This window comes from Phocaeicola plebeius, from assembly GCF_003437535.1.
GTDB lineage: Bacteria > Bacteroidota > Bacteroidia > Bacteroidales > Bacteroidaceae > Phocaeicola > Phocaeicola plebeius_A.
On sequence record NZ_QSQT01000057.1, the window covers coordinates 1 to 7,437 of the forward strand.

General features: G+C 42.6%; 6 protein-coding genes. 2 read left to right on the plus strand and 4 right to left on the minus strand.

The annotated features are described in order from the left end of the window. Window positions 1–71: 71 nt before the first annotated feature. Complete coding sequence (locus DXD04_RS16370; RefSeq protein WP_117674192.1) at window positions 72–2,129, minus strand: HD family phosphohydrolase; 2,058 nt, start codon at window positions 2,127–2,129, stop codon at window positions 72–74. Window positions 2,130–2,214: 85 nt separating this feature from the next. Between DXD04_RS16370 and gltX the strand changes: the two genes are divergently transcribed. Further along, complete coding sequence (gene gltX, locus DXD04_RS16375) at window positions 2,215–3,732, plus strand: glutamate--tRNA ligase (protein WP_007560028.1); 1,518 nt, start codon at window positions 2,215–2,217, stop codon at window positions 3,730–3,732. An 8-nt stretch (window positions 3,733–3,740) separates the two neighbouring features. Then, window positions 3,741–4,961: a 3-deoxy-D-manno-octulosonic acid transferase gene (locus DXD04_RS16380; RefSeq protein ID WP_117674193.1), complete on the plus strand. Its 1,221-nt coding sequence runs from the start codon at window positions 3,741–3,743 to the stop codon at window positions 4,959–4,961. 88 nt (window positions 4,962–5,049) lie between these two features. Here DXD04_RS16380 and DXD04_RS16385 read toward each other — a convergent pair whose 3' ends face one another. Genes DXD04_RS16385 through DXD04_RS16395 form a run of 3 tightly spaced genes read right to left on the minus strand, consistent with a single transcriptional unit; the run spans window position 5,050 to window position 7,158 of the window. Continuing rightward, window positions 5,050–5,430: a GntR family transcriptional regulator gene (locus tag DXD04_RS16385; RefSeq protein ID WP_117674194.1), complete on the minus strand. Its 381-nt coding sequence runs from the start codon at window positions 5,428–5,430 to the stop codon at window positions 5,050–5,052. Continuing rightward, window positions 5,427–6,308, minus strand: coding sequence for a hypothetical protein (locus tag DXD04_RS16390; protein ID WP_117674195.1), 882 nt, complete (start codon window positions 6,306–6,308; stop codon window positions 5,427–5,429). The genes DXD04_RS16385 and DXD04_RS16390 overlap by 4 nt, the downstream gene beginning before the upstream one ends. A gap of 10 nt (window positions 6,309–6,318) precedes the next feature. Beyond that, window positions 6,319–7,158 carry an ABC transporter ATP-binding protein gene (locus DXD04_RS16395; RefSeq protein ID WP_117674196.1) on the minus strand — a complete coding sequence of 280 codons (840 nt, stop codon included), beginning with the start codon at window positions 7,156–7,158 and terminating at the stop codon, window positions 6,319–6,321. Window positions 7,159–7,437: the final 279 nt, after the last annotated feature.

Below are 7,437 nucleotides of genomic sequence, written 5' to 3' on the forward strand. Positions count from 1 at the left end.
ATGTTTAACTTGTCCAACTTTTTGGGGTCACTTCATTTTGAGACAGCCTCTTTCCTGTCTTTTCCAGTTATCTACTTCTTCAACTCCGGATAACTGATACGAGTATGATACATTGTTTTCAACTTTTCCTTAAATACGGCTTTCACGGTAGCAATGTCTTTAAATGTAATCGGACATTCCTTGAAATAACCGTCCTGTACCTGACTGTCAATAATCTTTTCTACCAAAGCTGAGATGCTTTCTTCTGTGTACTCAGCCAGACTTCGTGAAGCTGCTTCTACAGAATCTGCCATCATCAGAATAGCCTGTTCCTTCGTAAAAGGATTGGGACCCGGATACCGGAAAGCTTCCTTGTCAACTTCTTCACCGGGGTGTTCGTTCTGATATGAAATATAGAAATACTTGGTCAAACCTTTTCCATGGTGAGTACAGATAAAATCTTTTATTACCTGTGGTAGATCGTGCTTGTCGGCCAGTCTCATGCCATCGGTCACGTGACTGATTACAATCTGTGCGCTCTGCTTGTAGCTCAACTGGTCATGAGGATTCACACCCGACTGATTTTCGGTAAAGAAAGCAGGGTTCAGCATTTTCCCAATGTCGTGATACATAGCCCCCGTACGTACCAGCTGGCTGTTGGCTCCAATCCGGTTGGCAGCCGCAGCAGTCAGATTCGCCAACTGAAGGGAATGCTGGAACGTGCCAGGTGCCACTTCCGACATCTCACGCATCAATTTATTATTGATATTGGATAACTCTACCAACGTAACATTCGAGGTAAAACCGAACATCTTTTCCAAAATAAATAATAAGGGATAAGTAAACAGCAACAACATGCCGTTAATGATAAAATTGACATACATGTGTGTACTCAGCTGCGCCACATCGCTGACGTGTATCAAATCGAGTGCCAGATACATCAATGCATACGTACAAGCCACAATCAGCGCACTGCGCAGCAATTGTGAACGCTGAGAGAGCTCCCTCAGACTATAGATACCGGCCATACCAGCTGCTGTTTGCAACAATATAAACTCGTGAGGTGTACGAAGGCAAATCGAACAAAGCAGAATCGTTATGATATGGGCCACAAACGCCGTTCGTGAATCCAGAAAGATACGAATAATCAGAGGTATCATGGCAAACGGCACAATGTAAACACTCATAAATGCATGCTCTACCATCACAGAAGACAACACCGGGAAAGCTACAATGATGACAAAAAGCAGGGCCAATGTCCGGTGCTTCTTATAATAGTCATTCCGGAACAAATCCAGATAAATCATGAAGCAACCTATCAGTAACGCCACAAAAAGTGTTTGCCCGAGCAAAGTAAGACGCTTTTCTGTTACCGTTTCACTACGTTTGTTCCACTCTTTCTCCAATGATTTCAGGATATTATACGTATGGCTGTCGATAATTTCTCCACGGTCTATGATTTTCTGTCCGTTCATTACAAAACCGTTAGCCCATGACAAATCGGAAAGCAAATCCTGCTTTGCAGCCTCTGATTTAGAAGCATCATACGAAAGGTTAGGCGCAATATATTCATTCAGATTGCACCGCTGTAGTAACAGTCGATGATAATGTACCGTATCTGAATAAATCAATGTTTCGTATGCCGTTTTAAAACTATAAAGGTCGCTCACATCCACTTGGTTTGCCGTATTCTTGTCTACCAATTGGATGGAACGTACACTGTCTTTACGCAACTTTTCCCAATCATTTGGTGCAAAGACTCCTTTCTCGTACACTAACTTCAGCAATCGTTCAATATGATGCTGATATGCTGGAGCGGGGATAATACGATGTAAACTGTCGGTATACGCTTTCTTGAACTGCTGAATCATCCGGTCGGCCACCGTCTTGTCCATCTGATAATACGGACTATACAAGCGCATGATACTATCCTGTTCCCGCTGCACTTCCGCATCATCCTTGTAGATAGGAAAATCGAACGAAGCCTGAAGCAGCCCATACTTCCAGGGTTTATTAATGTCAAATTGATAATTAAAACGTCCTTCTCGTGGCAGGAAATACACAATTACACACACTGTTACCACGAAAATGGCCAGTTTATATAACAGTCCTTTATAAGAAAACTGTTTCTCAGTTTGTAAACTTTTCATGTTAAAAAGATATTTTGCGTGCAAAATAAGAAAAAAACGGGAAAATTAGATTAATTTTGCGGCGTATTTTTAGATAAAAACCACAATGTCAGAAAGAAAAGTAAGAGTCCGTTTTGCACCAAGTCCCACTGGTGCATTGCATATCGGCGGCGTACGTACCGCTTTGTACAATTATCTGTTTGCTCGTCAGCATGGCGGGGAACTGATTTTCCGTATTGAAGATACTGACTCACACCGTTTCGTTCCGGGTGCTGAGGAATACATTATCGAGTCATTCAAATGGTTAGGCATCCAGTTTGACGAGGGTGTCAGCTTTGGAGGAAACTATGGTCCGTACCGCCAGTCGGAACGCCGTGACATTTACAAGAAATATGTACAGGTGTTGCTCGATAACGGAAAGGCTTACATCGCTTTTGATACACCGGAAGAACTGGAAGCTAAACGTCAGGAAATTCCGAATTTCCAGTATGATGCTTCTACACGTACTTCCATGCGCAACTCTTTGACTCTTCCGAAAGAAGAAGTGGACAAGTTGATTGCAGAAGGCAAACAATATGTAGTTCGTTTCAAGATTGAGCCGAACGAAGACGTACATGTACACGACCTGATTCGTGGAGAGGTAGTTATCAACTCTTCTATCCTCGATGATAAAGTGTTATACAAATCAGCTGATGAACTGCCTACTTACCACTTGGCGAACATCGTTGACGACCACCTGATGGAGGTATCACATGTGATTCGTGGGGAAGAATGGTTACCTTCAGCTCCGTTGCACGTATTGCTGTACCGTGCTTTCGGTTGGGAAGATACAATGCCTGAATTCGCTCACCTACCCTTGCTGTTGAAACCGGACGGAAACGGTAAACTGAGCAAGCGCGACGGTGACCGTTTGGGATTTCCTGTATTCCCATTGGAATGGCACGACCCGAAAACAGGAGAAGTCTCTTCTGGATACCGTGAATCAGGCTATCTGCCGGAAGCGGTTATCAACTTCCTGGCTTTGCTGGGATGGAATCCAGGTAACGACCAGGAAATTATGTCAATGGATGAACTCATCAAATTGTTCGACTTGCATCGTTGCAGCAAAGCTGGTGCGAAATTCGACTATGAAAAAGGGAAATGGTTCAACCATGAATATATCCTGATGAAGAGTGACGAAGAAATCGCACAGTTGTTTATGCCGATTCTGAAGGAACATGGCATCGAAGCTCCGATGGACAAGGTAGTTACTGTAGTCGGACTGATGAAAGGCCGTGTAAGCTTTATCAAGGAATTGTGGGATACTTGCAAGTTCTTCTTCGTAGCTCCGACAGAATATGATGAAAAGACAGTGAAAAAACGCTGGAAAGAAGATTCTGCCGAACGCATGACCGAACTGGCTGCACTACTGGAATCATTGGACGATTTCTCACTGGCTCACCAGGAAGAAGTAGTTATGAAATGGATTGAAGATAAAGGTTACCACTTGGGTAATATCATGAATGCTTTCCGACTGACACTGGTTGGAGAAGGCAAAGGTCCTCACATGTTTGACATCTCGGCTGTATTAGGAAAAGAAGAAACAGTGGCTCGCATGCGCCGTGCAGTAGAGGTTCTCAAATAAGCTAAGACATGATTTATAATCTTATCATCGCTCTTTATACAAGTGCAGTCAGACTGGCTGCACTTTTTAATAAGAAAGTAGCCCTGATGGTCAAAGGAGAAAAAGAATCTTTTGATATTCTGCAAAAACAGATTATCCGCGGAGAAAAATACCTGTGGTTTCACGCAGCTTCTTTAGGGGAGTTTGAACAAGGACGCCCGCTGATAGAAGAAATTCGGAAAACCTATCCGCAGTACAAGATTCTCCAGACATTTTTTTCTCCTTCCGGATATGAAGTGCGAAAGAACTATAAAGGGGCTGACATTGTCTGCTATCTTCCGCTGGACACACCGGACAACGTAAAGCGTTTTCTGGATCTGGCTCAGCCTTATATGGCCTTCTTCATCAAGTATGAATTCTGGCAGAACTACTTGAATGAACTTCAACGGCGAAATATTCCGGTTTACAGCGTATCTTCCATCTTCCGGAAAGAACAGATTTTCTTCCGCTGGTATGGCAAAAGTTACCGAAAAGTACTGAACACATTTACTCATCTGTTCGTACAGGATGAAGCGTCTGTACAATTACTCCGCACCATCGGTATTACTAACACCACTGTAGTAGGTGATACGCGTTTTGACCGGGTATTGGAAATCTGCCGTCAGGCTAAAGAACTTCCATTGGTAGAGAAATTCAAAGGAAACCATACTGCTTTTGTAGCCGGAAGTTCCTGGGGACCGGATGAGGATATTTTCATTCCTTATCTCAATACGCATCCGGAGGTAAAGCTAATCATTGCACCACACGTGATTGATGAAAGCCATTTGAAGGAAATCACCGGTAAACTGAACCGTACTGTAGTACGCTACACACAGGCTACGGAAGAAAGAGTGAAAGAAGCCGATTGCCTGCTGATTGACTGTTTCGGTTTACTGTCTTCCATTTACCGCTACGGAGAAATTGCCTATATCGGAGGTGGATTCGGGGTAGGTATTCACAATGTACTGGAAGCTGCCGTATATGGTATGCCAGTCATTTTCGGCCCCAACAACAAACGGTTCCGTGAAGCTCAAGGGTTGCTTCAATGCAAGGGTGGCTTTGAAATACAAGGAGCGGAGGATTTCAAGAAGATTATGGACAATTTCCTGAACAACTATGAAGCCTTGGATAAAGCTGGGAAAAAAGCCGGAAATTATGTACGAGACAATGCCGGTGCATTGGAAAAGATTATGCATACAGTGACTTTATAAGTCGCAGAATCATACAATAAAACGGAGCTGAAGCAAAGGAATCTATTCCTCTTACTTCAGCTCCGTTTTCATTATTATCTTCTATTGTTTATTCCTGAGACTTCATCCGTTCTTTCTTATAGTTCTCAAATAGTTCAGATAAAGTTTCCATCGGGATATGCAGCAAATACATTTCCTTGAATACATCGGGTAATACTTGCTGGAGGAAAGTAGCCTTCCGAAGCTCAATAATCTTCTGAGCAGCTTCAGTTGCCACAAAATATCCCAAACCCCGCTTATTGTAAATAATACCCTGAGTCTGCAGATAATCATACGTACGAACCACCGTATTCGCATTCACCTCCACGATTCCTGCATATTCTCGTACCGACAGGATACGTCCGCCTTCCTCATACACATCCTGAAGGATCTCATCCATGATACGGTCTGCTATCTGCAAATAAATCGGTTTATTCTCTTTAAAAGTCATAGGCGCCACAGTTTTCGTTTAACAACTTCCGAACGAGTAAACAGCCGATATGACAGCCACCAGTTAAACACAGTAAACAGAAGAAAGACAACTGAAATGATGGTCAGCAATCCATTTACGGTCTGGGGAGAATGTGGATAATTTTCATCTACTCTCCGAATAAGAAAAGACCATATTCCACTATCTACTGAGCTCGCAAACAAAATTCCTCCTAAGATAGTTACAGCCAAACAAGCCCCTATCGTTTTCAGGAAAGGATGTTTGTACCAAAAACTTCCTCCCAAGATAAAAAGTGAATGATTCCATAAGCAGAATATCCACACAAGTAGCTGCATCAGCCACCAGGAATAAACAGACTCTCCTGTTGCGTCTACCGAAGCATGAGCCCATTTCATAGAAAATACTTCCACCAACATCGGCTGGCTATACACAGTCGGTAAATCAAACAAAGGCAACAACAGATAATGGGTAAGTTCCAAAGCCAGCAAGGCAACCAGAATCATCAACACAGTGCCTACTGTCACGAACAAAGCACGAGAGAAGAACTTCTCCAATTTCGTAGCTGGCAGTAATAAATAAGAAATACGTTTTTCCTTATTATCCATGCATTTCATGATTCGAGAAGCATAATATATCATTGCCACACTAACCACCATACCAATTATCCCCAACATATTGCCGCAAAATCGCTCAAAAGAATAAACTTCAGGATAGCCTTCTTCCGTCCAGTGTTCTGCCGACCATAAAAAGCCCAACATCGGGAAAAAGCAGGCTGCAAAAATACCCAGCAAACCATAAAGGTTACTTTTCCAGTTTTCTATCAAATCGCGTCGCATGATATGCTGTACGCGTGTCATACTAAAAGTTGTCTCCATCATGTCGTGTCATTTATTTTTCATTAAAAATCGCTTGTATTTTCTCACGTTCCGTCAGCAGAGCATTAAACAGAAGTTCCAGGTTCAACGGGCTCTCTTCTCCTGCAAGATTGGGCCATATCACACTGTTTCCATGCACAGAGGGCTGCACGAAAAGAACGTCATCTGTCGGTTCATTCATGCCCTGCTCCGCAAACAACAGTTTATCTGTAATGTCTACTACCGAGCGGTTCAATAACACTTCATTTCCGTCAATCACTACCACCTGATCCAGCAAACGGTCAATATCCCGTACCTGATGAGTAGATACCACTACCGACTTCTCTTCCGTCATACCTGAAGCTATTACTTTCCGGAATTGACTTTTGGAAGGGATATCCAATCCATTGGTCGGTTCATCCATCAGAAGCAAGGAGGTATTGGCTGCCAGCGCGAAACACATATAAGCCTTTTTCTTCTGTCCCATGGACAACTCTCCTAGATGAATATCTTCATTCAAATCAAAATCGGCCAAGCATGTCCGCAACAACTCCTGGCTGAAACGGGGATAAAACGGTGCATTCACTTTCACAAACTGCTGTAAGCTTAAATTGGGTAAAGTGAATTCTTCCGGAACCAAATACATATCCTCCAGGGTTACCGGCAGGCGTTTTTGTACGTCCCTCCCTTTCATCCAGACAGAACCGTTTTGTGGACGTAACAAGCCACTCATCAAATAAAGTAAAGTAGATTTACCGGTCCCATTCTTTCCCAAAAGACCAATTACCTTTCCAGCCTCCATTTCCAATGAGAAATCTTGAAAAACGGAGGCTTTCTTTCCATAACTGAAGGTTAACCCTTCGATTTTTATCATAGACGTGTTCATGTTGTAAATAAATTATATTAGTGTATTAGCTTATTAGTACACTGCAAATGTAATTCTTTTTCTTTGATCTACAAGCATCAACAAAACTTTTAACAGATAAAATGAATTATCTCCAATCGATTTAATTCTTAAAATTACAGGAATAGAAGTTATAAGCCCGATGATTCAGGCCCATGTTCCCCGAAACAGGTTTCTTCCCAAGCAAATTTTCGTTCGTTTTAAGCGTATCTGAAAGTTCCGGTGAAGAATGACTCTCCTTTGTGGAGA